Consider the following 21921-nt stretch of genomic DNA (forward strand, 5'->3'; position numbering starts at 1 on the left):
CCGCCCGGCTCACCTCCCGGAGTACGTCCGGCCCTTCCAGGCCGCGCCCCGGCCGCGCCAGTGCTGCACCGCCGAGTCCACCGTCATCAGCAGGTACAGCGAAGCGGTGAACGGCAGCAGCAGCACGGCCACGGCCGGCTGCCCGTAGTACCGGACCATCGGCAGATAGGTGCCCGCCATCAACGCCCAGGCCGCTCCGCCCGCCGCCGCCACCCACGGCGCCCCCGCCACCAGCCCGGCCACCAGCGCCACCGGCGGCACCAGGTACACCAGCGCCAGCCCCAGCACCGTCCCCAGCAGCAACAGCGGCGAGTGCCGCAACTGGGCGTACGCGCTGCGCGACACCATCCGCCACAACTGCTCCAGCCGCGGGTACGGGCGGACGCTGTCCACCTCCTCGGCCAGGCCCAGCCAGGTGCGCCCGCCCGAGGACTTCACCGACCGGGCCAGCGAGACGTCGTCGATCACCGCGCCCCGGATCCCCGCCACCCCGCCCGCCCGCTCCAGCGCCTCCCGCCGCACCAGCGAACAGCCGCCCGCCGCGGCCGCCGTCCGCGCACCCGGGCGGTTGCTCCGGCGAAAGGGGTACAGCTGGGCGAAGAAGTACACGAAGGCCGGCACGACCAGCCGCTCCCAGCCGGTCTCCACCCGCAGCCGGGCCATCTGCGACACCAGGTCCAGCCCGTTCGACTCGGCCGCGGCCACCAGCTCGGCCAGCGAGTCCGGGCCGTGCGCGATGTCCGCGTCCGTCAGCAGCAGGTACTGGACGTCCGGGCCGGCCAGCTCCACCCCGTGCCGCAGCGCCCACAGCTTGCCCGTCCAGCCCTCGGGCAGCGGGGGAGGGGTGGTGACCGTCAGCTCCAGTCCGTCCAGCGTCCGCAGCTCCGCCGCCACCGCGCCGGTGCCGTCCGAACTGTGGTCGTCCACCAGGATCACCCGCGCCCGACCCGGGTACTTCTGCGCCAGCAGCGTCGGCAGGCTCACCGGCAGCACGGCCGCCTCGTCCCGGGCCGGCACCACGATCGCCGCCTCCGGCCAGCGCGCCGGCGGACGGCGCGGCGGCAGCCGGACGTCGGTGCGCCAGAACGAACCGTGGCAGCACGCCAGCCAGAACCAGACCAGCAGGGAGAACGCGGCGATCCACAGCAGCACGGTCACCCCGGCAGTCTGCCGCAGAACCGGCGGCGAGGGGTGGATCGACTAAAGTCTTGCCTCGTGAAGATCGCACTGATGGACTCCGGAATCGGCCTGCTGGCCGCCGCCGCCGCGATCCGGGAGCTGCGCCCGGACGCCGATCTGGTGCTGTCCTCCAACCCGGCCTCGATGCCGTGGGGGCCCCGCACGCCCGAAGAGGTCACCGAGCTGGCCCTCGGCTGCTGCCGGGCCGCGGCCGCCCTCGGACCCGACGCCCTGGTGATCGCCTGCAACACGGCCTCGGTCCACGCCCTCGACACGCTGCGCGCCGAACTCGAACCCGGACTGCCCGTCATCGGCACCGTCCCGGCGATCAAGCCCGCCGCCGCCCTCGGCGGCCGCGTCGCGATCTGGGCCACCCCCGCCACCACCGGCAGCGCCTACCAGCGCGGGCTGATCCGTGACTTCGGCGGCACCGCCGAGGTCACCGAGGTCGCCTGCCCCGGCCTGGCGGACGCGGTCGAGCACGGCGACGACGCCGCCATCACCGCGGCCGTCGCCGACGCGGCCGCCCGCACCCCGGAGGGCACCGACGTGGTGGTGCTCGGCTGCACCCACTACGAGCTGGTGGCCGACCGCATCCGGGCGGCCGTCGCCCCCACCGCCGCCCCGGGCCTGATCCTCCACGGCTCCGCCGAGGCCGTCGCCGCCCAGGCCCTCCGCCGGGTCGCCGACCCCACCCGCATCGGCGGCGGCACCCTCACCGTCCTCCACGCCGGCGCCCCCGCCACCCTCCCCCCCACCGCCACCCTCTACCCCCAGGGCCTCACCCTCACCCCGATCCCCGCCTGACCCCAGCGCCCCGGGGGCCGCAGCCGGTGACCTATCCCTGCGCGGCCCCTTCGGCGCTCCCGCGCACAGGAAGTCGGTCCAGCCGACTTCCCATGCTGCGGCGCCTCAGCCCGAAATCCGTTGCGTCGGGGGGCAATCCCCTCCCGTCGGCGCCCGGCATGCCTCGATCCGTTGCTGCGCCGCCCATCGGCACCCCGTACCGGAAGTCGGGCGGGCCGACTTCTCCTGCGTCAGGGCCCGCCGGTGAGGGGGCGGGGCGATTGCTGGTGCGGTCCCGTGCTCCAAGGCCGCCAGGCCCCCACGACCGCGTGCCGCACGGAAGGTCGGCCTGGTCGACTTCCCGTGCGCGGGGTGGTGCCGTTCGGGCAGGGAGCCTGCCTGGGAGGCAGGTCGGGGTGCGTCCCGGAGCCCCGCGTCGCGCCGCGCCGCGCGGGGAGTCGCCCGGGTCCGACTTCCCGCGCGGCGGTGTCGCCGGTCAGGCCACCTCTTGGCGGCGCCAGCGGCGGTAGGCGGGTTCGAGGCCGGAGAGGATGGTGTCGAAGCGGCGGATGCTGGTGGTGGAGTCGACCTGGAGGCGGCTGATCTGGAGCGGGTGGGAGGGGAGCCGGGGGCCGAGGCGGTGGTCGGAGAGGAAGCCGAGCCGGTAGCCGAGCTCCTGCAGGACGGTTTCGGCACGGGGGTCGTGGCCGCCGTCGGGGTAGGCGAAGGCGGTGGGGGGTTCGCCGAGCCAGTGGGTCAGGGCTTCGTGGGCGCCGGTGATCTCGGCGCGGACGGTGGCGTCGTCGCAGCGGCCGAGGCACGGGTGCCCCTGGGTGTGGTTGCCGATGGCGACCCCGCCGTCCCGCAGGGCGAGCAGGTCGGCCGGGGTGAGCTGTTCCTGGCGGGGCGGCCGGCGGTCGGCGCTGACCCGTAGTTCGTGCAGGCTGCGGCGCCGGTCCGGGTCGGGCATGGCCTTGAGCCGGGGGAGCAGCTGGGAGGGGTGGCCGCAGTCGAGTGAGCGGGCGCGGCCGCCGTGGCGGGCGAGGAAGTCGGCCTCGTGCCACCAGAAGGGGCGTTCGGTGCCGATGAGTTCGGAGATGACGAAGGCGGTGGCGGGGATGCCACGGGCGTCGAGGGCGGGCAGGGCGTGGGTGAGGACGCTCCGGTCGGCGTCGTCGAAGGTGACCAGGACGCTGCGCGGTGGCAGCGGCCGCCGCTCGGTGACGGCCTGGAGGACGGCCTCCAGCGAGACGGGGGTGGCGAGCCGTCGGAGCCGGTCGAGCTGGGCGCCGAAGGAGCGGTGGTCGGTCACCCCGTGGTAGGCGAGGACGGCGAGGCGCTGGGCGGCCCGGGCCCGGAACAGCGGTTGTACGGGGGCGAACCGCAGCCATTCGCCCCGTGCGTCCTGCTGTTCCTTCGCGGTGTGCTGTGCGTCTGCCTGCTTCGTCTCCAGATGTTGGGTGTCGAGGCGTCTGGCGGCGAGCCGGGTCGAGTCGAGCAGGGTCGGGTCGATCCGCACCGTTTCGAGCCGACCCGCGTCGAGGCGCTTGGTCTCGACGGCCGGTCGGGGTCGGCCGGCGCCGTGGTGGTCGGACGCGCAGCCGGTGGTGGGTGGGAGGGGGCGTAGGCCGGGCCGGGGCCTGGCGCGTGCAGTGGCGGTCGATGGGGTGGACTGGGTCTGCGGCAACGGTTCCCCCTTGGTCGCCGAGCGGCGTGGCGGTACCGCCGGAGGACGGAGCCCGGCCTCCGGCTCCAGGGGGCGGCGGCTCCGCTCCCTGGGTATTCCGGTTCTCGGTGGGGGTTTCTCGCCCGTCCCGTGAACGGCTCCTGGATCACTCGATGCCATTGAGACCGCTGCACCGGACGGATGGTTGTACCGGGGGGACGAGGATTTTTCGTGGACTGATTGTGGAGCCCGTACACGCGTGACCAGGCCAGGGGCACCCCCGCGGGGGTGCTCGCGCAGGGTGTCCGGAGCCTCACTCCCTGCGGGCTGCCTCGGGGGCCCGCCCGGGGTACCTTGGGCTCATGGCAGATGCGGACCGTGATCACTTCCACCTGCACGGCGCGACCCGTTGGAACCGCGCGTGCAGCGGCGGAGCCCTGGTCACCCACCGGATTCCGCTGGCGGCGGCGGGTGTGGCCTGTCTCGTGCTGGGCATCGTGGTAGCCGTGATCATTCCGGACAGTGACGGTCCGGCGTGGGCGATGGCGGTGGCCGGCTGCCTGGCGGCGGGGGTCCTGCTGCTCGGTCGGATCGCCTTCGGGGTGGTCCGGCGGCGGGGTGCCGCGCTCTGACGGAGCCCTCGGGGTCACTCCGTCGGACGTCCGATCGGATGGTCCGGCGTGAGCCGATCAACTTTTCAACAGATGTATTAACAGATAGAGCGAATTTGGTCAGAACGACCGAATTTCATCTCATCGGACAATCCAGCACCCCCTTCTCCCGCAATTCCGGGCGACGCCCCTTCCCCCCTCTCCGGATAATGCGTTCCCGCGGCCCCGACCGCCCCGACCAGCTGGTGGCGGTGACCGCCGGAGGCCCGAGTGGCGGGCTGGATAGGCTGCGTCGCATGGCGATCCCTCCCTTCCTCCTCGAACTCCGCTCCCTCGTGGGCCACCGTCCGCTCTGGCTGAGCGCCGTCGCCGCCGTCGTCGTGGACGACCGGGGGCGGGTGCTGCTCGCCCGCCGGGCCGACGACGGCCGGTGGGCGTCGGTCGGCGGCATCCTCGACCCCGGCGAGCAGCCCGCCGACGGCGTGGTGCGCGAGTGCCTGGAGGAGACCGGCGTGGAGGTCGTGCCCGAGCTGCTCGCCTCGACCACGGTCACCCCTCCGGTCCACTACCCGAACGGCGACGTGACCCAGTACCTGGTGCTGACCTTCCGCTGCCGGGCGGTCGGCGGCGAGGCCCGGGTGAACGACGACGAGTCGCTGGAGGTGGGCTGGTTCGGGCTGGACGAGCTGCCGCCGATGCTCGACTTCGAGCACGACCGGCTGCGCCACGCGCTGGAGTGCCAAGGCCCGGCGGTCTTCACCTGGGAGGGCCGGGAGCGCCCGTAGCGGGCCCGGCGGCTCTCCGTCCCGGCGGAGGCCCTCCGCCCTCGTGGCGGGCCTCGGCCCATCCGACGGACCTCGGCCCGTGGGACGGATCTCAGCCCTTGTGCTGCCGGTAGGCCTCCTCCGCGGCGTCCAGCACCGCGGCCAGGTCCCCGCCCGCCGTGGCGGTCGCGGTGGCGGCCACCGCGCCCTCCACGAACGGCGCGTTCGCGAAGCGGACCGGGAACGGCAGGCCGTGCTCGTCGGCGTCCGAGAGCAGGGCCCGCACGGTGGTGACGGCTCCGCCCAGGTCGGCGAGCACCACCACGCCGTGGCCCTGGTCGACCCGCCGGGTGGCGGCGGCCACCAGGACCGCGCTGATGCCCGGTCCGTCCGCCGGGTCGCCGCCCGTCGCGGCGACCGGCGCGGGGGAGTCGGATCCGGTCAGCGCGAGCGCCAGGGAGCGTACGGCGGTGGCCAGTTCCTGGCTGTGCGAGACCAGGACGATCCCGACCCGGCCGTGCGTGGCTGTCCGCGCCGGCGTGGGGCGGGGCAGCGGGGTGGGCGAGGGCGGGGTGCGGGGGGCCGGCGGGTGGGCCGAGGGAGCGTCGGAGATGGGGATGACGTCGGCGCGGGTGCCGTCCCGGCGGCTCATCGGCTGCTCCCTGGGGCGAGGTGGCGGTTGGGGTGGTGAAACGGGGCGCGGGCGGGACCGTACGCGCCCTGGCAGCACTCTGGCAGCTGCCCGCGGCCCGGTCCGGCGGGACACGCCCCACCGGGCCCCGACCGCTCCTCCGTGGACCCCCGGCCTCGCGCGGCCGAGGCGCGGCAGGAGACCGGGCCGAAGCGTGGCGCAGACGTGGGGGGTGACCTCGCCAACCCGCTGACCGGGGCCGGTGGCTGTGGTTAGGCTGGCGCTGGAATGCCGTCGGGAGGAGATCGGTCAGTGGCAGTCAACAGCGGTACGGACACCGGGGCGAGCACCGGGACGGTCGGCGCCGAGCCGGAGCTCGCGCGGAACGGGAAGCCGAAGGTGGACTTCACCGGGGCCGAGTGGCTGTGCAGCAGCCAGGGCGTCGGGGACGTCCAGATCGCGTTCGTGGACGGGTACATCGGGATGCGGGACGGTCGTCAGGAGGACGGGCCGGTCCTGGTCTTCACCCCGGCCGAGTGGCGGGCCTTCGTGCTCGGCGCCCGGGACGGCGAGTTCGACCTCACCTGATCGTCCGCGCCGTCCGGGCGCACCCGCGGAGCGGTCCGAGCTGCAGGGAGAAGTGCGGCGTCCGGGTCCGCTCCGTCGGTGTGTCCGGGGCGGGCGGGTCGGGTGGGTCGCTGATTCCGGTACCGAACATCACAACTGATGATCTTTTGAGCGTGCCCCGTCAGAATTTCTGTTGACTGTTAGACAAACGCAGCTCAGAGTATGAGCACAGGCAGACGCCGTGCCCACCGCCCCCACGCGGCCAGACACGGCGCCTGCTGTTGCGGCCCGGCAGCACTGCCAGGCCATACCTCCCAGTCATCCCCTGCGCACCGGGGTGCGTCGGCCGGTCCCGGCCCACGAGGGGCCGGCAGTCGCCGGGAGGCTGGCACCACCGCCGAGAGCGACTCGGCGGACGGCACCGTTTGCTCGGGACCCGCACGCCCCCACGCGGCGGCGTCCCGAGCAGATCCACGGGAGCGACGGGCCGGGGCCCCGCGGATCTGGCTCTTGTTGCATGGAACTGCAGTGGAACTGTTGGCTTGTGTGTTCGTGCTGTGTGCGACGACGAAGCTGGGTGCTCGGCAGTTCGGCACGACGAGTGCACAGTGAGGGATACGCGTGTAGGGCCGCGTTGCGACATGCCGTCCCCCCGGAGGGTGAAACCCAGAACGGCTGTCGTGCTGAACCGAACGTAGCCCGGACGGTTGCTCAGAGTCAACATTGGTCTCTGAGCGTCGACCTCCCGCCCGCCCCCCGTCGGCGTCCCACCCGCCTCGCGAGTGTGGTGTGCCGGACACGTACGATGTTCCCATGTCTTTTCTCCGCCGTCGCTCCGGACAGCCCGCCGGCCCGGACTTCGACGTGCTCGCGATGGACCCGGGTGACTGGCCCGGTGACTTCGGTGCGGCCATGATGACCGGCCCGGACGGCTCCTGCCAGGGGATTTTCCTGCGCTACGACCTGTTCGGCGGCAGAGGCCCGGCGATGTTCATCGGCAACCTCCCCGAGGGGTCGCCCGCCCGGGACACCGGCGACGAGGTGCCCTTCGAGGTGCGGCAGCTGCTCGCGGCGCTGGAGAACGACGAGCCGGTCGAGTTCGCCTCGGCCGAGGACTTCCCGGTGATGCTCGGGGACGACCTGCTGATCGTGAAGAAGGTCAAGGTCAGCGAGGAGCGCGTGTTCTGCGCCCAGTTCGGCCGCAGCGACGGGGTGCTCGTCACCATCGCGTCGTGGGACCGACCGATTTCGGACGACCTGTATCAGCTGTTGAAGCCGCTGCCGGCCGACATGTTCCAGCAGGGCTGATTCCGGCGGGGCCGATTCCGGTACGGCCAACCGTGCCCGCCCGCGGCCCGGTCGGAGCCCGGTCAGGGCTCGGACGCTGCTTGACGGTATCGATCACCGGTTCGTACAGTCGCGAACATGCCGTGCCGTCTCCCGCTGTTGACCCGTCGCAGGCATCTGGACCTGTGCCGGACCGCCGGCGCGGTGTGTCCGGGTCGCTGAGGGGGGATCTCGCCCCCGTGGCGGCGGGTGGCCGACCGGACCGGGTCGGCGCCGAGACCGGGGGGCGGGCCGCGGGCCGGCCTCCGGGGCCGCCGGCCCGTTCGCGCGCCCGTACGGCGTGCCGTCCGCACCCGCTGAGCCCATGCTGCCGCCCGGAGGCACCAGCCCCATGACGACCATCGCCGCCAACGATCGTTCACCGAACGATCGTCCCCGAACCGATCCGTCGGATTCCGGCCATCCCGCACCTTCCGCCCCGCCCGCGCGCCCGGCGGCCCCCGCCCGGCCCTCCCGCCCCACGGCGCCCGTCCCACCCGCTCCCACCGAGACCGCCGCGACCGCCGAGCCCGACCGCTCGGCGGTCGAGGCCGCGCTGGCCGGCCTGCCCCGGGTGGTCGACCTGCTCGCCGCCCGCGCCGAGGAGCACGACCGCGACGCGACCTTCCCGTACCAGGGCATCGAGGCGGTCCACGAGGCCGGGCTGCTCACCCTGACGGTCTCCCAGCGGTACGGCGGACCGGGCGGGACGCTCGCCGACACCGTCCGGGTGCTGGCCCAACTCGGCCGCGGGGACGCCTCGGTGGCCGTGGTCACCGCCTTCACCCTGCTCCAGCACGCCGAGCAGGCCCGCCGCGCGAGCTGGCCGGCGGCCGGCTACCGGCGGCTGCTGACCGAGTCCCGGCGTGGGCCCGCGCTGGTCAACACGCTGCGGGCGGAGCCCGGCGGCCGGCCGGACGAGCCGCTCGGGACGGTGGCCCGACGGGACGACGAGGGCTGGCTGCTGACCGGCCGCAAGACGTACTGCACCGGCGCCGAGGCACTCGCCTGGATGGCCGTCACCGCGCGGACCGACGAACCCGAGCCGCGGGTCGGCACGTTCCTGGTCCGCGGGGAGAGCGAGGGCCTGGAGATCGACCCCACCTGGGACCAGCTCGGCCTGCGGGCCAGCGCCAGCCACGACGTCGTCCTCGACGCGGTGCGGGTCCCGCTCGAACTCGGGCTCGGGCTGCGCACGCCCGGCCGGGAGGACGCGCAGGAGGCCGAACTCGCCCGCGCCTGGCACGACCTGGCCCTCGCCGCGGTGGCGGTCGGGGTCGCCCGGGCCGCCGAGGCCTGGCTGGTCCGCTTCCTGAACCAGCGCACTCCGGCCAATCTCACCGAGCCGCTCGGCACCCTGCCGCGCTACCGCGCCGGGCTCGGCGAGATCGACGCCCAGCTGATCGGCGCCGAGGAGCTGCTGCACGGCCTGGCCCCCCGGGTGGACCGGGGCGAGGCGGACGCCGTGGCCCGGACCGGACCGGCCCACCTGCTGGCCACCCGGGCCGCCACCGCGGCCGTCCAGCAGGCCGTCGCGCTCACCGGCAACCCGGGGCTGAGCCGGCGTCACCCGCTGGAGCGCTACCTGCGGGACGTGCTCAGCAGCCGGGTGCACCTGGCGCCCGAGGAGGCGGTGCTGGACGCCGCCGGCCGGGCCGCCCTGGCGCAGGGCCGCCGGGCATAGCGTCACCGGCCGAGGCGCCGTGCGCCAGGGCCGGTGACGGGTGGTTCGGCGGAGGTGGTCAGCGGGTGCCGACCGCCGCCCGGACCGCGCGGCGGGCCAGTGCGGCGTCGTCGTAGAGCCGGCGGATCATGATCCGCTGCTCCTCGCCGGCGCCCGGCACGTCGTACAGCCGGATCTCCCGCATCAGCACCAGCACCAGGTTCACCAGGAACGCGTCCCGGGCCATGGTGCCGCCGCTCTGGGCGAGTTGGCTGATCTGGCGGCGGGCGGCGGTGTCGCCGGAGAGCACGCCCCAGAGCACCGCCAGGTCGTAGCCCGGCAGGTACCAGCCGGCCTGCTCCCAGTCGACCAGGACCGGCCCGGACGGCGCCAGCAGCATGTTGCTGAGCAGCGCGTCGCCGTGGCACAGCTGCAGCGGGGTGTTGCCCAGGCCGTGCAGCAGGCCGCGCAGGTCGCCGGCGTCCCGGTCGGTGAGCTGGCCCACCGAGTGGTAGCGGGCGATCTCCAACTGGTAGTCCAGGCGCGGCTGGAACACGTCGCTCGGCGGCCGCCAGAGGTTCAGCGTCCGGACGGCGCCGAGCAGCGCGCGGACCTCGCCCGGGGTGGGCGCGTTGACCGGGTGGCGCTCCCGGGCGGCCGGGCGGCCGGGGATCCGCTCCATGACCAGCACGCACCGGTCGTGGTCGGCCGCGACCAGCCGGGGCAGCCGCACCGGCGGGCGGTGCCGGACGAACGCCCGGTAGACCGCGACCTCGTGGTGGAAGTCGGCCACCAGCTGCTCGAAGTACTCACTCCGCACCGCCTGCGGCGCCAGGCACTTGGCGACCACCGGCGCCCGCCCGATGGTGCCCGCCACCAGGATGTGGCGGCTGCCCTCGCGCAGGACCTGGCGCGGGGTGAACGCCGGACATATCCGCGCGATGCTCCCCAGCGCGGCCCGCACCGACGGGGTCTGCAGCGCCGCCGGGTCGATCCGCTCGGGCCCGAGCGGCTGGCCGGGTCGCCGGGTGCGCAGCACCTGGCCGTCGGCCTGCCGGGCCAGCGGGAGGCGGTGGCCGGCCGGGGGGGCGGCCTCGGGGGTGCGCAGTCCCAGCGCCGTGCGGCCGACCGGGACGCGGGCGTCCGCGGCCCGGCCCTCGGTGCCCCGCGGGGCCACCGGACGGCTCGCCGGGGGCACCTGCCTGGGCCCCGGACGGCCGGTGGCTGCGGTGGGGGGGCGCAGCGCGGTGCGGCTCGCGGTCGGCGTGGGGGTCGTCGCTGAGGAGTACATGGGCTGAGGGTGGTCCCTTCCGGTCCGTCTGCGGGTTCGCCCCGCGGGGCGGGGGAGGGCTGGTGCCGCGTGCTTCCTGGCGTGACGGCGGCCCTGCTTCGGTGGGTGGTGCGCGGGCGCCGGGCACGGACGAGGGGTCAGGAACCCCTGTTCGACGGCGTCCCGGTCGTCCGCACCCTGGGGAATGCGGTCGACCGGACTGCCGTGGCCGTGCCCGGCGCCCCCGCGCCACCCGGCCGCGCCACCCCCTCGGGTGAGGACCGGGAGCGTCCCGTGCCACGGTCGGGGGACTGCCCCGACGCTGGTGGGACGCCGCCCGACCCGAGGGGCGAGGTGGCGCATCCCTACAACACACCCGTCGGGCACTGGCTTAGTAGTCTGGCGGGCCCTGGCGAACGGTGGCGAATGCTCGCCTGGCACTTGCCGGAGCCTCTAGCCTCGGAGGTGCCGAGGAACCTGGGGGCTTCATTTGAGCAGGGAACCCAACACCCGACTCGCCGATCTGTTCGTCCTGACCGGATGGTCCAAGGGCGAACTGGCCCGGCTGGTCAACCGTCGGGGTGCCGCGATGGGTCAGCAGCAGCTGTCCACCGACACGTCGAGGGTACGGCGGTGGATCGAGCAGGGGGAGATCCCGCGCGATCCGGTGCCGAGGGTGCTGGCGGCCGTGTTCACGGAGCGGCTCGGACGTGTCGTCACCACTGAGGACCTCGGTCTGGAACGACACCGGCCCACCAGGTCCGGAGCGGAGCCGTCCGCAGCAGTCCCGTGGTCGCCGGATCGAACAGCCGCGGTCCTCACCGAGTTCACGGGAATGGACCTCATGCTGAACCGACGTGGATTGGTGGGCGCCGGAGCCGCGCTCACGGCCGGGGCGGTCGTCGCCGACTCCCTCAAGGGCTGGCTGGGCGGGGACGCGGTCGCGTACGCGGCCTCCCTGCCGGGCCCGCGCCAGGTGGTCACCGGGGGCGGCGCGCGCCCGGTGGTCGAGGTGTACGACGCGGGCCCGGTCGGGCTCGACGAGGTGGAGTCGCTGGAGCGCTCGGTGCAGGTGTTCCGGGCCTGGGACGCCGCGCGCGGCGGCGGGCTCCAGCGCAAGGCGGTGGTCGGCCAGCTCAACGAGGTCGGCGGCCTGTTGACGCACCGGCACGCCCCGGTGGTGGAGCAGCGGCTGTGGCTGGTCGCGGCCAACCTGGCGGTGCTGGCCGGCTGGATGTCGCACGACGTGGGCCTGGAGCCCACCGCCCAGAAGTACTTCACGATGGCGGCCGAGGCCGCCAAGGAGGCCGGCGACCGGCCGCGGGCCGGCGAGGCGATCTCCCGGGCGGCCCGGCAGATGGTGCACCTCGGCCGGGCCGACGACGCGATCGACCTGATGTCGGCGGCCAAGGCGGGCGGCGGCCTGCTGCTGCCCAGAGCGCGGGCGATGTTCAACACCGTCGAGGCCTGGGCGCACGCCTCGATCGGGCACTCCCAGGACACCTACCGGCTGCTCGGCGAGGCGGAGGACCTCTTCGCCGAGGACGCGCCGGAGCCGCCGCCGACCTGGATGCAGGTCTTCGACGAGGCCGAGCTGCGCGGCATGCAGGCGCTGGTGCTGCGCACCCTGGCCGAGCACGACCCGGCGGCGGCCCCGCGGGCGCGGCGGCACGCGGAGCGGGTGATCACCCTGCGGGAGGGCACCGGACAGCTGCGGTCGGCGCTGTTCGACCGGATCACCCTGGCCTCGGTGCACTGGATCACCGGGGAGCCGGACGCGGCGGAGTTCCAGGCCAAGATGGTGATGAACCTGATCGGCCAGAACTCCTCGCACCGGACCTGGGACCGGCTGCGGGAGATGTACCGGCTGACCGCCCGGTACCGGGGGCTGCCGGTGGTGGACGAGCTGCGGGTGGAGCTCGGGCGGGAGCTGCGGGCGGCGGACGCGAAGAACCGGCCGCGGCCGTCGTGAGACGGGCGGCCGGTCCGGGGTCGGAGCGGGACGGAGCCGGTCGGGCGGGGCGCGAGCGGGAAGGGCCCGGTCGGGAAGGGCGCGAGGGGGAAAGGCCCGGGCGTGAAGGGCCCGGGGTTCAGGTCGGCGGGGCCGGCCGGAGCAGCATCCGCAGCGCGGTGACGGTGCCGTCGGCGTCGAGCACGGGCTCGCCCGCGCACTCGACGTGGTCGTGCCGTCCGCCGGGGCGTCGGATCCGCAGGGTGCCGGCGGCCGGCCGGCCGTGCACCAGGGCGTCGGTCATCATCCGCCGCAGCAGCGGCCGGTCCGCCTCGGGGAGGCGGTCGGGCAGCCGGTCCAGGCTGAGCGGGCCGCGGCCCGGGTCGCAACCGAGGAGGAGGTAGGTCGCCTGGTCCCAGCGGACTCCGTCGGTCAGCAGGTCCCACTCGGCCGAGCCGACGGGCCGGTCCTCGCCGGTGCCGCCGCCGAGGTGGGGCCCGGACGGCTCCTGCGCCGTGCCGTCCACTCTGCCGTCCGTTCCGCTGTCGGAGCCGTCGTCGGCGTTGCCGTCCGCGCCCGCCCGGGCGCCGTCCACCACCGTGGCGGTGTCCGGCGGGCGGGCGGTGCCTGAGGACATGTTCATGACGGGTCCATCGCTCGGTGTGTCCCCCCGTGTGCGGGGTGTCGTGGTGGTGAGAAGACTGTCGCACAGCGTTCCGGGCGGTGTGGGCGATTTGGACAGAACGCAGGCAAAGTTCCCCTGGCATATGCCACTGTGGCAGCGGCCTTCGTCGCCCTGTGTGCGGAAGGGGGTCCGAGGCGGTAACCTTCGGTGATTCCGGCGCCCGGGCGCCCACCGCAGTACCGACCAGAGACCCCGGCGACGGAAATCCCGTTGCCACTACGACCGCCGCAACGGATGCTGACCTCATGTTCGAGCCAGTGATAGCACCTAGCGCCAGCCTCCTTGGCCTCCTGCAACGAGGCCGTGGTGACGGGCAGCTCCATGCGCTGGCCGCCGACCGTGCCGAGGCCATCGCCGCGCTGGAGGAATGCGTCACCAGGGATCCGCGGGCCGACTGGCAGGTCGAGAGCCGCTCCCTCTACTACGCACGCCTCTACATGGAGCTGGAGGCCTCCCTCGAGGGCATCGAGGACCACCTCCACTCCGCCGAGGACCTCGTCAGCGACGACGAGAGCCGCACCGGCCTCGCCCTCTCCGTCCTGGGCCACCTCGCCGCCTACGGCCGGCGCGACGCGCTGCTGATGCTGCGCGAGTACGCCGCCACGGGGGCCAACTGGGCCTGGGCCCTCGACGAACTCGCCCTGCGCGACGACGACCGGGGCCTGCTGCTGCTCGGGACGGCCGTGCTGGACCGGTTCCCGCCGGGCCCGGAGGGCGACGCCGAGCTGCGCGACTTCATCCGCAACGCCTACGAACCCAGGCCCTGGCGGCTCTGGGCGGCCTACCACCCGAGAGTGGCCGCCGCCGCCGAGCAGTCGCCCTTCGACCTCTGGCAGCGCCAGCTCAACCGCGGTGGCGTCACCCCGGGCTGGTCCACCGCCGACGTCCTGGCCTGGGCCGACCAGGGCCAGCTGGGCGACCTCGGCGCCGGTGCCTTCCTGAGCCGCCCCGAGCCCGTGCGCACCGACGAGGACCGTTCCGGCCCCGACGCGGTGGACCGCCGGGCCGCCGCGGCCGCCCGCTGTCTGACCGCCGTGGTCCGCCCCGAGGACCGTCCGCTCCTGCTGGAGGCCGCCCGGGACGGCCTGCCCGGCGCCCGGCGGGCCGCCCTGCGCTACCTGGTCGACCAGCGCGACCGGGCCGCCCTCGAACTGATCGAGGCCGCCGCAGCTGACGTGGACGACCGGATCGTCCGGGCCGCGTTGGAGCTGCTCGGCCGGATGCGCGGCCCCGAGGTGCTGGCGCAGGCCCGCCGCTGGGCCGACCCGGCCAGCGGGGGCGCCGACAGCGCGCTCGGCGAGACCGCCGTGCGCCTGCTCGCCGACGCGGGCGAGCCGGCCGACGCCCCGCTGGTGGTCGCCGGTCTGCGCCGCTGGATCTCCGTGCACGGGGTCAGCGGTACCGGGCTCGGGTCCCTGGTCGACGGTGCGGGGCGGCTGGCCGCCGCCGACGCCGTCCCGGTCCTGCGCCACGTCTACGGGGAGGCCGCCTCCTCCGAACTGCGCGGCCGCGCCGCCCGGGCGCTGGCCGTGACCGATGTGCGCTTCCCCGAGGGGCCCGCCGTCGAGTGCCTCTGGGACTGCGAGGAGTCCACCCGCGAGCTCGCCGCGCGCCACGTCGCCACCACCGGCGACGCGCGTGTGCTGGAGCGACTGCGCAGGCTCGCCGCCGACCCGGCCGAGGAGGCCGAGGTCCACGCCGCCGTACGCGGCCGGCTGACCGCCCGGGAGCCCGGGCGGTAGGTCCGTCGGCACCGGGTGGGCCGGGGCACCGTGTCGGTGCCCCGGCCCACCGCTTTCCCGGGCCGTTCCGGCCACCGGTGGAACGGCGTTCTACTTGACCGAGCCCGCGTCCGGCGCCAGCACGCCGCCCGCCACCAGACCGATGATCAGAACGCCGAGCAGCACCCGGTACACCACGAACGGCAGGAAACTGTTGTTCGAGATGTACCTGAGGAACCAGGCGATCGCCGCGTAGCCGACCGCGAAGGCGATCAGGGTGGCCAGGATCGTCGGACCCCAGGCCGGTGCCGGGCCCTCGCCGATCTTGAACAGCTCCAGCGTCCCCGAGGCGAGCACCGCCGGGATCGCGAGCAGGAACGAGTAGCGGGCCGCCGCCTCCCGGCTGTAGCCGAGCAGCAGGCCCGCGCTGATCGTGCCGCCGGAGCGGGAGACCCCGGGGATCAGCGCCAGCGCCTGGGCGAAGCCGTAGGCGGCCGCGTGCGGCAGGGTCAGGTCGGTGATCGGACGGGCGTGGCGGACGGCGCGGGTGCGGTCCGCGAGGGCCAGCACGAGGCCGAACACGATCAGCGTGGTGCCGATGACCCGCAGGTCGCGCAGGTGGGTCTCGATGGAGTCCTGGAACAGCTTGCCGAGGACGCCGATCGGCAGCGTCCCGAGGATCACGAACCAGCCCGTCCGGGCGTCCGGATCGGAGCGCAGCGCCGGGCGGAACAGCGACAGTGCCCAGGTGCGGACGATCGAGGCGATGTCCCGGCGGAAGTAGATCAGTACGGCGGCCTCGGTGCCGAGCTGGGTGACGGCGGTGAAGGCGGCGCCCGGGTCGTCCCAGCCCAACAGGGCCGAGAACACCCGCAGGTGGGCGCTGGAGGAGATCGGCAGGAACTCGGTGAGCCCCTGGACCAGGCCGAGAACGGCCCCGTGGAACCAGTCGATCACCGAACACCCGCCGGGGGTATCGGGCGGGCGTGGCGGGGGTGCGGCATGGGCGGGTCCTCGCGGGTCGGAGCGGGCGTGCGGACGACCGCGACCCGCGCGACCCCGGGCCGCGCACGGGCCCGGCGCGCGGCCGATGGTACGGGGTGAAGGTAACAGTTCTTTGTTCACCCTTTAATCGGACTTTGCGCACCGGGCTCGCACCGGGCTCGCACCGGGCCCGCGCCGGGCTAGCCGGCGGGCCGGGCCCGGACCCAGGTGCGATCGTCCGTCAGGTACGTCTCGATCCGCAGCCCGGCGTCCGCCAGGGCCTCCTCGAAGGCCGCCGTCGAGAGCGGGCGGGACAGGAAGGTCTGGGTCCAGGTGCCGTCCGGGAAGACGTACTCCGTCCGGACCGAATTCACCCCGGCACCGACCGGTGTCGCCGAGAGGATCCTGGCCACCCCGTCCGTCCCGGCGATCCGGCTCTCCCGCGGCACGTTCCGGTGCCAGTCCTCGCCCTCGCGCTGCACCAGGACGCAGCCGTCCCCGGCGACGTGGCGACGGCAGGTCTCCAACAGGCCCTGGCGGACGGCCGGATCGCCGGCGTGCACCAGGAAGGAGGCGAGCAGCACGACGTCGAAGCGCTCGCCGAGGTCCAGCCGCTCGATCGGGCTGCGCACCGTACGGACCTCCGGGCGCACCCGGGCGAGCATCTCGGCGGACTCGTCCACCGCCGTCACGGCGAAGCCGCGCTCGACCAGCGGGTGGGTCATCCGGCCGACGCCGCAGCCCAGTTCGAGGATCCGGGCGCCGGGCGGGGCGGCCGCCTCGATCACGTCCGGGGCGTCGCCCACCGGGAGGCGGGTCCACACCTCCACCGCGCAGCCGTCCGGGGTGATCGCGCCCGCGCCCGTGCCCTCGTAGCCCTCACGCCGCCCGTGGTGCTCGTGCGCGCCGCCGTTCTCGTGCAAGTCGTTGCCCATGGGGGCCATCGGAACACGCGCGGGGCGGGGAGGGAAGGCGGTCCGGGCGGCTTTCGGTCAGCCCGTCAGGAGCTCCAGATCCGCCAAGGTGGCGCGCAGCCAGGCGAGTTCGGCCTCGGTGGTGGCCCGGGCGGTGAGCAGCAGGCCGCGCCGGAAGGGGTCGGCGAACTCCTCGGCGCTGCGTGGGCGCTCGCCCTCGTAGAAGAAGCTGGCCGGCTCGGACAGGAAGGTCAGCCGGCGGCGGAGCACGGCGGCCTGGGCGGCCGGGTCGTCGAGGTGGCGGAGGAAGGAGACCACGGTGGTCCAGCGGTTGCCGTCGCTGATGTCGAGCGGCTCGGGTGCGCGCAGCCGGTCGAGCAGTGCGGTGCGGCCGGCTCCGGTCAGGTGGAGGGTGTGCCGGGGCGCGGCGGCGCTGCCGGGCTCGGTCTCGCGCACCAGCAGGCCGTCGGCCTCCAGTCGCTTGATCGCGGGGTAGAGCGAGCCGTCGCTGATCGGGCGGATGTGACCGGTGAGCGCGGCGAGGTGGCGACGCAGTTCGTAGCCGTGCAGCGGGCGGTCGTACAGGAAGCCGAGGATCGCGAGCTTGAGCATGGGGCCACTCTCCCAGATCGGTGTCTCGGTGCGCCGGTATATCGATTCCGGTATACCTCGGTTTCGAGGTATGGTCTGGCCTCGGCAGTCCCGAACCGGAACCGCCGAGCGACCCGACCCAGGAGTGTGTGCACGTGCGCGAGGCCCCCGTCACCCCGAACGGCGACCGGATCCGCTGGGTCGAGCTGCCCGGCGCCGAGCCCGCCCGGCTCTACCTGCACGGCCTCGGCGCCAGCTCGCCGGTCCACTTCGCGGCCGCCGCCGCCCACCCGCTGCTCACCGGACGCCGCGCACTGCTGCTCGACCTGCTCGGCTTCGGGATCAGCGACCGGCCCACCGACTTCGGCTACACCCTGGAGCAGCACGCCGACGCGGTCGCCACGGCCGTCGCGGCGGCCGGGCTCCGGCAGGTCGAGGTGGTCGCCCACAGCATGGGCGGCGCGATCGCGATCGTCCTGGCGCACCGCCACCCCGGGCTGGTCTCCCGGCTGGTCCTGGTGGACGCCAACCTCGACCCGATCGCGCCCGACCCCGAGCGGATCGGCAGCAGCGGGATCGCGGCCTGCACCGAGGCCGAGTTCCTGGCCGGTGGCCGGGCGGAGGTCGCCGAACGGGTCGGCCCGTCCTGGTGGGCGACCATGCGGCTGGCCGGGCCCGAGGCCCTCCACCGCAGCGCCGTGCACCTCGCCCGGGGCAGCGAGCCGACCATGCGCGCACTGCTGCTCGGACTCGACCTCCCGCGCACCTTCCTCCACCCGGAGGCGGACGCCCCCGCGGACGCCGACGGCCTGCGCGCGGCCGGGGTCCGGGTGGTGGAGGTGCCGGACTGCGGGCACACCATCATGCTCGACAACCCGGACGGCTTCGCGGTGGCGGCCGCCACGGCGCTCGGGGGGCCGACTCAGGCTGCCGACCAGGTCGGGGGGCCGACGCAGACTGCCGACTAGGTCGGACGGGACGGCCGGAGAGGTTCCGGACGGTGGTCGGCGGCCCGTACCGCCGTGAACCGGACCCGTACCCCCGGCGCCAGCAGTGCCGCCGGCTCCCGGGCCGGGTCCCAGAGCGCCAGCGCCGTCCGCCCGATCAGCTGCCAGCCGCCGGGGGACGGGCTCGGGTAGACGCCGGTGTACGTCCCGGCCAGGGCCACCGAGCCGGTCGGGACGGCGCTGCGCGGGGTGGCCCGGCGCGGCACCCCGTACCGCGGCGGCAGTCCGGTGAGGTAGCCGAAGCCGGGGGCGAAGCCGCAGAAGGCGACCACGTACTCGGGCTCGGTGTGGATCCGTACGGCCGCCTCGGCGGAGACGCCCCAGCGTGCCGCGACCTCCGCGAGGTCGGCGCCGTCGTACACGGTCGGGATCTCCACCAGCGGCCCGCCCGCGGTCGTGGCCGCCGTCGGGCGGGCGGTGCGCAGCAGCGCCGCCAGCGCGGTGACGTCCGCGACCTCGTCCAGCAGGACGGTGCGGGCGGCGGGCACGATCTCGCCGACCTCGCCGAGCTCCCCGCCGGTCTGCCGGTCGCGCAGCCAGCCGTACAGCGCGGCGACCTCGGCCGTCCCCGGGAGCTCGACCAGCAGCGCCCGCTCGCCGACCCGCCGCACGGACGCGCCCGCGCCGAGCGGGTCGCCGAGCGGTCCCCTGTCGGGCGGGTCCCCGCCGAGCCGCTCCCCGGCGCCGCCCGTCACGCGAACGCCTCGACCCGCACCCCGGCCGAGGCGAGTGCCCCACGGATCCGCCAGGCGAGCTGGGCGGCGCCGGGGGTGTCGCCGTGGACGCACAGCGAGCGGGCCTCGACGGCGATCCGGTCGCCGCCGACGGCCTCCACCGTGCGGTCCCGGGCGATCCCGACGGCCCGGGTGATGACCGTTTCGGGGTCGTGCACCACCGCGTCGGGCTCGCGGCGCGGCACGAGGGTGCCGGCCCAGGTGTAGGCGCGGTCGGCGAAGGCCTCGGCGACCACCGGCAGTCCGACCCCCTCGGCGACGGCGAGCAGCCGGGAGCCGGGCAGTCCGAGGACGGGCAGCGGCCCGTCGCAGACCGCGCCGGCCCGCAGCACCCCGGCCACCACGGCCTCGGCCTGTTCGGAGTCGGAGACCACCCGGTTGTAGAGCGCGCCGTGCGGTTTGACGTAGGAGACCCGGGAGCCGGCGGCCCGGGCGAAGACCTGGAGGGCGCCGATCTGGTAGGCGATCTCGTCGGCGAGTTCCTCCGGTGGGACGTCCATGGCGCGGCGGCCGAAGCCCGCGAGGTCGCGGTAGGAGACCTGGGCGCCGATCCGGACGCCGCGTTCGGCGGCCAGGGCGCAGACCCGGCGCATCGTGGACGGGTCCCCGGCGTGGAAGCCGCAGGCGACGTTGGCGCTGGTCACCACGGAGAGCAGGGCCTCGTCGTCGGTCAGGGTCCAGCGTCCGAACCCCTCGCCGAGGTCCGCATTGAGATCGATCACCGCATCGGCCACGCCCGTCCGCCTCCCAGCAGCTGTTGAGCCAGATGGTAGGGCCTGGCGGTGAAGCCCGTTGCCCGTCACCCGGACGGCCGACGGACCCACCGGCGCGCAGCCGTCACGCACGCGCCCCGGGGCGGCACCCCGGGGCGGTCGGCTCAGTTCGCGGCAAGGCGTTCCTGGAAGGAACGTTCCAGCGGGCGCAGGGCACGGAGCACGATCAGCAGCGGAATGACACCGAAGACGCCGAACGACATGTCGATGAATCGCCACGCCAGCGGGATCCCGCGCAGCGGTCCGCAGATCAGCGCCAGCGGGATCACCGCGCCGCAGGCGAGCACCGCCCAGCGGATCACCCAGATGTTGCGGACCGGGTCCTTGAGCGGCCCCCAGAAGGCGGCGCCGATCACCAGGTGGGCGAAGGCCAGCCAGTCGCTGCCGTACGCCAGGAAGGGGTAGCTCCGGTTGGTCTCGACGAGGCCGGTGTGGACCCGCTCGAACCAGGCCGCGGCGCCCGGGAAGCGGTCGGCCAGCGGGGCGGCCGGGCCGGTGGCGAGGTCGACCAGCCAGCCGGTCTCGGTCTCCAGCGGGAAGGCGGTCAGGCCGCTCAGCACCAGGCAGACCAGGAAGAACCCGAGCCAGCGCCGGACCCGCCGCAGGATGACCGCAGGATCGCCGTCCATCACGCACACCTCCCGCGCGCGCCGGGCGCGCGCCCATGCCGGTTGTGCAGGCGGGCCTTGTCCCGTCTGCGTACGGCCGACTCTAGACCCTCGATTTGAACGTGTTCAACACGGCCCCCGGGAAGCCGACGACGCTCGGGCGACCGCCCCCGGACGACCGCCCCCGGACGCACCGGTGCCCGGGCGCCGAAGCGGCACCCGGGCACCGGGAGGGGGTGCGGCTACGCCGTGTACGTGAACGTCATCGGCGCGCTGGTGCCGCCCGCCGTGGTGACCGTCACGTCCACCGGCCCGGGCCCGCCGGCCGGCGGCGCGTACGCCGTGCAGTACTGCGGGCCGCAGGAGACCCGGTTGGCGGGCACCCCGCCGAACCGCACCGCGCCGTACGTCAGGTTGCGGCCCGCGATGGCGACCGAGGTGCCGCCGGCCACCGGCCCGGTGGCCGGGCCCAGGTAGGTGACCACCGGCGCGGGCGGCGCCGGCGGGGCGGCGCCGGTGTAGTCGAAGGTGACCGGTGCCGCGGCCGTGCCGCCCGGGGTGACCACGCTGACCGGGGCGCTGCCGGATCCGCCCGGGGTGGTCACCGTGCAGGCGGTGTCGGTGCAGCTGCCCGGCGCCGGGACGCCGCCGACCAGCACCATGCCGTGGGCCAGGTCGCTGCCGCTGACGGTGACCGCGGTGCCGCCGGTGCCCGGGCCGGTGGTGGTGTCCAGGCCGGTCACGGCCGGCGCGTTCGGGACGGCCGGCGTCGGGGTGCTGCCGTCCAGTGCCACGATCGCGACGTGGCCGGTCGGGTCGGTGTCGTTCGGGTTGCCGACGGTGGCGACCAGCCGGCCGGACGCCTTGGTCGGGTCGCCGTAGAGCTTCACCTTCATGAACTCGGAGAACCCGGCCCGCCGGGAACCCACCAGGACGGCGTCCAGGTGGCGGCCGTCCGGCGAGACGGTCTCGGTGAAGGTGTAGTCGTACGGCGTGGAGTAGAACATCGCGCCGTCGGTGGTGAGGCCCTGCGGCAGGTCGAGGGTGATGTGGGTCGGCCCGGTGAGGTCGGCCGTGCCGGCCGAGGTCCAGCTGACCGAGAACTGGCCCGGTCCGGGCGGGGCGGTGCGCGGCAGGTAGCCGTTCAGTGAGACCGTCACGTGCTGCGCGGAGGGGCCGGGCGTATCGGTCGGCGCGGCCGTGGCGGCGGCGGCGCCGGTGACGAGGGTGGTCACGGACAGCGCGGCGGCGAGGCCGGCTTTCGCCAGTCGGGTGATCATGGGTCGATCATCACCGAACCATCGCGCTGACCTCACGGTTTTCTCGCATGACCGTTCGAGAATGGCGGAATCCCGTCGAAACCCCGTTCCGTTTCGGCCCCGGGGACCGCCGCCCAGCTGCCGCTCCGCCCGTCCACAAGGTCCGTTTCGGTCGATGTCGGTGCGAACCTCTAATCTTGTCCACCGTGACCGTCATCGCTGACCCGCCCA

Annotated in this window: 22 protein-coding genes; 10 read left to right on the forward strand and 12 right to left on the reverse strand. The window is 74.9% G+C overall.

Translation table 11 applies throughout. The features are described 5' to 3' along the window. Positions 1 to 9 precede the first annotated feature (9 nt). A complete protein-coding gene (locus ACFV8H_RS24095) occupies positions 10 to 1158 on the reverse strand; it encodes a glycosyltransferase (protein WP_380403437.1) in 1149 nt (382 codons plus the stop codon). A gap of 57 nt (positions 1159 to 1215) precedes the next feature. On the opposite strand from ACFV8H_RS24095, the gene ACFV8H_RS24100 reads away from it, so the two are divergent. Then, positions 1216 to 1986, forward strand: coding sequence for a glutamate racemase (locus tag ACFV8H_RS24100; RefSeq protein ID WP_380403440.1), 771 nt, complete (start codon positions 1216 to 1218; stop codon positions 1984 to 1986). Between the two features lie 475 nt (positions 1987 to 2461). Here ACFV8H_RS24100 and ACFV8H_RS24105 read toward each other — a convergent pair whose 3' ends face one another. Next, positions 2462 to 3484: a polysaccharide deacetylase family protein gene (locus ACFV8H_RS24105; protein ID WP_380403443.1), complete on the reverse strand. Its 1023-nt coding sequence runs from the start codon at positions 3482 to 3484 to the stop codon at positions 2462 to 2464. 509 nt (positions 3485 to 3993) lie between these two features. Between ACFV8H_RS24105 and ACFV8H_RS24110 the strand changes: the two genes are divergently transcribed. Further along, positions 3994 to 4263, forward strand: a complete 270-nt coding sequence (locus tag ACFV8H_RS24110) for a hypothetical protein (protein ID WP_380403446.1) — start codon at positions 3994 to 3996, stop codon at positions 4261 to 4263. Between the two features lie 275 nt (positions 4264 to 4538). Further along, entirely contained in the window at positions 4539 to 5027 is a 489-nt protein-coding gene (locus ACFV8H_RS24115) for an NUDIX domain-containing protein (RefSeq protein ID WP_375892347.1), read from the forward strand. Between the two features lie 91 nt (positions 5028 to 5118). Here the strand turns inward: ACFV8H_RS24115 and ACFV8H_RS24120 are convergent, their stop codons facing one another. Further along, positions 5119 to 5658 carry a PTS-dependent dihydroxyacetone kinase phosphotransferase subunit DhaM gene (locus ACFV8H_RS24120; protein WP_380403449.1) on the reverse strand — a complete coding sequence of 180 codons (540 nt, stop codon included), beginning with the start codon at positions 5656 to 5658 and terminating at the stop codon, positions 5119 to 5121. A 378-nt stretch (positions 5659 to 6036) separates the two neighbouring features. Between ACFV8H_RS24120 and ACFV8H_RS24125 the strand changes: the two genes are divergently transcribed. The 4 genes from ACFV8H_RS24125 to ACFV8H_RS24140 all read left to right on the forward strand — a co-directional run bounded on the left by ACFV8H_RS24125 (position 6037) and on the right by ACFV8H_RS24140 (position 9214). Beyond that, positions 6037 to 6225: a DUF397 domain-containing protein gene (locus tag ACFV8H_RS24125; protein ID WP_360243590.1), complete on the forward strand. Its 189-nt coding sequence runs from the start codon at positions 6037 to 6039 to the stop codon at positions 6223 to 6225. A gap of 792 nt (positions 6226 to 7017) precedes the next feature. Next, positions 7018 to 7512: a hypothetical protein gene (locus tag ACFV8H_RS24130; RefSeq protein WP_375892343.1), complete on the forward strand. Its 495-nt coding sequence runs from the start codon at positions 7018 to 7020 to the stop codon at positions 7510 to 7512. Positions 7513 to 7629: 117 nt separating this feature from the next. Beyond that, positions 7630 to 7713 carry a putative leader peptide gene (locus ACFV8H_RS24135; RefSeq protein ID WP_375892426.1) on the forward strand — a complete coding sequence of 28 codons (84 nt, stop codon included), beginning with the start codon at positions 7630 to 7632 and terminating at the stop codon, positions 7711 to 7713. Between the two features lie 169 nt (positions 7714 to 7882). Continuing rightward, positions 7883 to 9214: an acyl-CoA dehydrogenase family protein gene (locus tag ACFV8H_RS24140; RefSeq protein ID WP_380403452.1), complete on the forward strand. Its 1332-nt coding sequence runs from the start codon at positions 7883 to 7885 to the stop codon at positions 9212 to 9214. A 58-nt stretch (positions 9215 to 9272) separates the two neighbouring features. Here the strand turns inward: ACFV8H_RS24140 and ACFV8H_RS24145 are convergent, their stop codons facing one another. Beyond that, positions 9273 to 10484 carry a phosphotransferase gene (locus tag ACFV8H_RS24145; protein WP_375892338.1) on the reverse strand — a complete coding sequence of 404 codons (1212 nt, stop codon included), beginning with the start codon at positions 10482 to 10484 and terminating at the stop codon, positions 9273 to 9275. 469 nt (positions 10485 to 10953) lie between these two features. On the opposite strand from ACFV8H_RS24145, the gene ACFV8H_RS24150 reads away from it, so the two are divergent. Then, on the forward strand, positions 10954 to 12435 hold the full coding sequence (locus tag ACFV8H_RS24150; protein ID WP_380403455.1) for a hypothetical protein: 1482 nt from the start codon (positions 10954 to 10956) through the stop codon (positions 12433 to 12435). A 118-nt stretch (positions 12436 to 12553) separates the two neighbouring features. Here the strand turns inward: ACFV8H_RS24150 and ACFV8H_RS24155 are convergent, their stop codons facing one another. Continuing rightward, entirely contained in the window at positions 12554 to 13057 is a 504-nt protein-coding gene (locus ACFV8H_RS24155) for a PAS domain-containing protein (protein WP_380403458.1), read from the reverse strand. Positions 13058 to 13344: 287 nt separating this feature from the next. Between ACFV8H_RS24155 and ACFV8H_RS24160 the strand changes: the two genes are divergently transcribed. After that, positions 13345 to 14841 carry a HEAT repeat domain-containing protein gene (locus ACFV8H_RS24160; RefSeq protein WP_380403461.1) on the forward strand — a complete coding sequence of 499 codons (1497 nt, stop codon included), beginning with the start codon at positions 13345 to 13347 and terminating at the stop codon, positions 14839 to 14841. 90 nt (positions 14842 to 14931) lie between these two features. Here the strand turns inward: ACFV8H_RS24160 and ACFV8H_RS24165 are convergent, their stop codons facing one another. The 3 genes from ACFV8H_RS24165 to ACFV8H_RS24175 form a co-directional block, all read right to left on the reverse strand. Beyond that, the gene (locus tag ACFV8H_RS24165; RefSeq protein WP_380403523.1) at positions 14932 to 15774 is read right to left on the reverse strand and encodes an undecaprenyl-diphosphate phosphatase; all 843 of its coding nucleotides are present in this window, start codon (positions 15772 to 15774) and stop codon (positions 14932 to 14934) included. Positions 15775 to 16004: 230 nt separating this feature from the next. Beyond that, positions 16005 to 16739 carry a class I SAM-dependent methyltransferase gene (locus ACFV8H_RS24170; protein WP_380403464.1) on the reverse strand — a complete coding sequence of 245 codons (735 nt, stop codon included), beginning with the start codon at positions 16737 to 16739 and terminating at the stop codon, positions 16005 to 16007. 57 nt (positions 16740 to 16796) lie between these two features. After that, positions 16797 to 17330: a PadR family transcriptional regulator gene (locus ACFV8H_RS24175; RefSeq protein ID WP_375892330.1), complete on the reverse strand. Its 534-nt coding sequence runs from the start codon at positions 17328 to 17330 to the stop codon at positions 16797 to 16799. Between the two features lie 134 nt (positions 17331 to 17464). Here ACFV8H_RS24175 and ACFV8H_RS24180 point away from each other — a divergent pair, with 134 nt between their 5' ends. Beyond that, positions 17465 to 18277, forward strand: a complete 813-nt coding sequence (locus tag ACFV8H_RS24180) for an alpha/beta fold hydrolase (RefSeq protein ID WP_380403467.1) — start codon at positions 17465 to 17467, stop codon at positions 18275 to 18277. Here the strand turns inward: ACFV8H_RS24180 and pxpB are convergent. From pxpB to ACFV8H_RS24200, 4 genes are all read right to left on the reverse strand, one after another. Continuing rightward, complete coding sequence (pxpB, locus tag ACFV8H_RS24185; RefSeq protein ID WP_380403470.1) at positions 18274 to 19011, reverse strand: 5-oxoprolinase subunit PxpB; 738 nt, start codon at positions 19009 to 19011, stop codon at positions 18274 to 18276. The genes ACFV8H_RS24180 and pxpB overlap by 4 nt on opposite strands. Next, the gene (locus ACFV8H_RS24190) at positions 19008 to 19784 is read right to left on the reverse strand and encodes a LamB/YcsF family protein (protein ID WP_380403473.1); all 777 of its coding nucleotides are present in this window, start codon (positions 19782 to 19784) and stop codon (positions 19008 to 19010) included. Before ACFV8H_RS24190 ends, pxpB begins: the two co-directional genes overlap by 4 nt. A 143-nt stretch (positions 19785 to 19927) precedes the next feature. Next, positions 19928 to 20452, reverse strand: a complete 525-nt coding sequence (locus tag ACFV8H_RS24195; protein ID WP_380403476.1) for a hypothetical protein — start codon at positions 20450 to 20452, stop codon at positions 19928 to 19930. A 221-nt stretch (positions 20453 to 20673) separates the two neighbouring features. Then, positions 20674 to 21711, reverse strand: coding sequence for an IPT/TIG domain-containing protein (locus ACFV8H_RS24200; protein ID WP_380403479.1), 1038 nt, complete (start codon positions 21709 to 21711; stop codon positions 20674 to 20676). Positions 21712 to 21921 lie beyond the last annotated feature (210 nt).

Source organism: Kitasatospora sp. NPDC059827, from assembly GCF_042731675.1.
Classification (GTDB): Bacteria; Actinomycetota; Actinomycetes; order Streptomycetales; family Streptomycetaceae; genus Kitasatospora.

Bases quoted from the DNA above. Each gene is read 5' to 3' on its own strand.
- ACFV8H_RS24110 (WP_380403446.1), top strand. From the start codon at position 3,994: ATGGCAGATGCGGACCGTGATCACTTCCACCTGCACGGCGCGACCCGT.
- ACFV8H_RS24115 (WP_375892347.1), top strand. From the start codon at position 4,539: ATGGCGATCCCTCCCTTCCTCCTCGAACTCCGCTCCCTCGTGGGCCAC.
- ACFV8H_RS24120 (WP_380403449.1), bottom strand. From the start codon at position 5,658: ATGAGCCGCCGGGACGGCACCCGCGCCGACGTCATCCCCATCTCCGAC.
- ACFV8H_RS24130 (WP_375892343.1), top strand. From the start codon at position 7,018: ATGTCTTTTCTCCGCCGTCGCTCCGGACAGCCCGCCGGCCCGGACTTC.
- ACFV8H_RS24135 (WP_375892426.1), top strand. From the start codon at position 7,630: ATGCCGTGCCGTCTCCCGCTGTTGACCCGTCGCAGGCATCTGGACCTG.
- ACFV8H_RS24140 (WP_380403452.1), top strand. From the start codon at position 7,883: ATGACGACCATCGCCGCCAACGATCGTTCACCGAACGATCGTCCCCGA.
- ACFV8H_RS24145 (WP_375892338.1), bottom strand. From the start codon at position 10,484: ATGTACTCCTCAGCGACGACCCCCACGCCGACCGCGAGCCGCACCGCG.
- ACFV8H_RS24155 (WP_380403458.1), bottom strand. From the start codon at position 13,057: ATGAACATGTCCTCAGGCACCGCCCGCCCGCCGGACACCGCCACGGTG.
- ACFV8H_RS24160 (WP_380403461.1), top strand. From the start codon at position 13,345: ATGTTCGAGCCAGTGATAGCACCTAGCGCCAGCCTCCTTGGCCTCCTG.
- ACFV8H_RS24170 (WP_380403464.1), bottom strand. From the start codon at position 16,739: ATGGGCAACGACTTGCACGAGAACGGCGGCGCGCACGAGCACCACGGG.
- ACFV8H_RS24175 (WP_375892330.1), bottom strand. From the start codon at position 17,330: ATGCTCAAGCTCGCGATCCTCGGCTTCCTGTACGACCGCCCGCTGCAC.
- ACFV8H_RS24195 (WP_380403476.1), bottom strand. From the start codon at position 20,452: ATGGACGGCGATCCTGCGGTCATCCTGCGGCGGGTCCGGCGCTGGCTC.
- ACFV8H_RS24200 (WP_380403479.1), bottom strand. From the start codon at position 21,711: ATGATCACCCGACTGGCGAAAGCCGGCCTCGCCGCCGCGCTGTCCGTG.